This window comes from Vibrio sp. 10N.261.55.C5, assembly GCF_041470505.1.
GTDB lineage: Bacteria > Pseudomonadota > Gammaproteobacteria > Enterobacterales > Vibrionaceae > Vibrio > Vibrio crassostreae_C.
Genome location: NZ_JBFRMS010000113.1, coordinates 1 through 2,206 on the forward strand (window position 1 = coordinate 1; position 2,206 = coordinate 2,206).

1 protein-coding gene is annotated in these 2,206 nt (G+C 45.2%); it reads left to right on the forward strand.

What is annotated here, in order from left to right; translation table 11 throughout:
• Window positions 1–2,206: VCBS domain-containing protein (locus AB4263_RS24040; RefSeq protein ID WP_372099023.1), on the forward strand; the 2,206-nt coding region annotated here is incomplete at both ends.

Sequence of the window (2,206 nt, forward strand, 5' to 3'; positions counted from 1 at the left end):
GCTGGATAGTGAATTTAAATCCTATAGAGGCCAGCTTCAGCTGATTGACCCTGATAGTGGTGATAACACTCAGTTTGTATTTAGCGGGAAGTATTTAGGTCAAGGTTTTGCACCTGGTCACCTTGATGTTTGGCCTAATGGCACTTATCAATTCAAATTAGATGCTGGTACCAATCGTCATGCGGATGAGCTCATTGGTAGCCTACATGCTGGCGAGTCGAAGGAGTTCCCCTACGAAATCGAAACCTCTGATGGTCAGAAGCTCACCATTATGGTGAAAGTGACCGGTGAAGATAACCAAGCAAAAATTGCAGTGACGCCCTACTCCAGCCTAAATAATCATGTTTACGAAGATCACACTTCCTTTGGCAATACCACCAGTCAACTCAGCAGTGGTGGCACGTTACAGGTCATTGACCCGGATCACGATCAAGCCGGTTTTATCGCACAAACCATCACTACCGCCGAAGGTGGTCGGTTCAATATCAACGCACAGGGCCAATGGTCATACGATATTGACAATGATAAAGTCCAACATTTAGGCGCAGGGGAAAGCTTCCAGCAAACCTTTACCGTTGAATCTATCGATGGCAGTGCTAAAAAAGATATTACAGTGACCGTTCATGGCACCAATGATGCGCCAGTTGCATCAGCTGAAGTGCGTTTAACGAATGGCTTGGAAGATAACAAAATTGTCCTTACCCCAGCACAGCTACTGGCCAATTCTAGCGATGTTGATGACAACGATATTGGCAAATTATCCATTGAAAACCTACAGGCTGACCACGGTTCGATATTAATTAATGGCGATGGCACCTTCACCTTTACGCCAGAAAAAGACTATAACGGCGATGTGCATTTTAGCTATGACGTTAAGGATGCACACGGTGGTGTGACCCACACCGGCGCAACCACCTCGCTTATAGCCGTCGATGACAAAACAGTTATAAGTGGCGTTGATCATGGCGTAGCAACTGAAGATGTTGCAACGCATATGAGTACGAACGTAAACATAATGGATGCAGTTGATTGGCAAGCTTTGCAAATAACCGATGTAGATAGCTCTAACCAACAAGTGACTGTCGAGTTTGCAGGTAAGCAATACACATGGGATCTAGGCAGTAACTTAGATGTTACGACACCCTATGGGAAATTTCAGTTTTACACGATCACAAATGGCCCCCACACAGGAGAACATTGTTGGAGCTATATTGGTGATAATAGTAATGCTCACGTTCAAGAGTTAAAACAAGGTGAATCATTCACGGAATCGATAAAGCTAATAGCCACTGACGGCACTGAATTTCCGATCACAGTAAAAGTGAATGGTACCGAGGATGGGGTCGTAATCGATTCTAAGTCGGAACTTGGTCATATCGTAGAAAATGCCCAAACAGGGGCTTCAGTTTCCGGCAGCGTAATAGCCCACGATGTTGACCTTCACGATACGGTGAGTTGGACACAAACACCAATAACTGGCATTAGAGGTCAATATGGTACGTTCCACCTAAGTACAGATGGACAATGGCATTACGACGTTGACCAGAACAAAGCGAAAAAACTAGGAGACGGTGACGAGTATTGGGAGCACTTTACAGTTGAGGCTGTGTCTACTGATGGTAGTCATGTCTCGAAAAGTGTATCCGTAGTTGTGCACGGTAATAATGATGCACCGATAGTAATACGTGGTGAGGTGACGCTACCTTCAGGGAAAGAAGATACCTCAATACATATTACACAAGCTCAATTAGTCGCCAATACTATCGATGTCGATGTTAATGATAGAGGGTGGTTACACGTTGAAAACTTGACTGCAGACCACGGCAGTGTGGTATCAAATTCGGACGGTAGTTTTACCTTTAATCCCGACCCTAATTATAATGGTACAGTCCACTTTAACTATGATATTGCCGATAGACACGGCGGTATCACCCACACTGGCGCAACCACCAACTTAGCTGCGGTTAACGACAACCCTGATGTGACGCCTTTAACCGACAGTGTCAGTGAGGGGGCCGATAATCATCACACCCTCAATCTGCTAGTAGGTGCCACAGACAAAGACGGCGACGCTTTAACCATCAGTCACCTTGAATATGCCATCGATGGTCAACCTCAGTCGGGCCAACTTCCAACGGGCATTACCTTAGATACTGATGGTCATACATTAATTGTTGATGCCACCAATCCCGCATTTAACCATTTG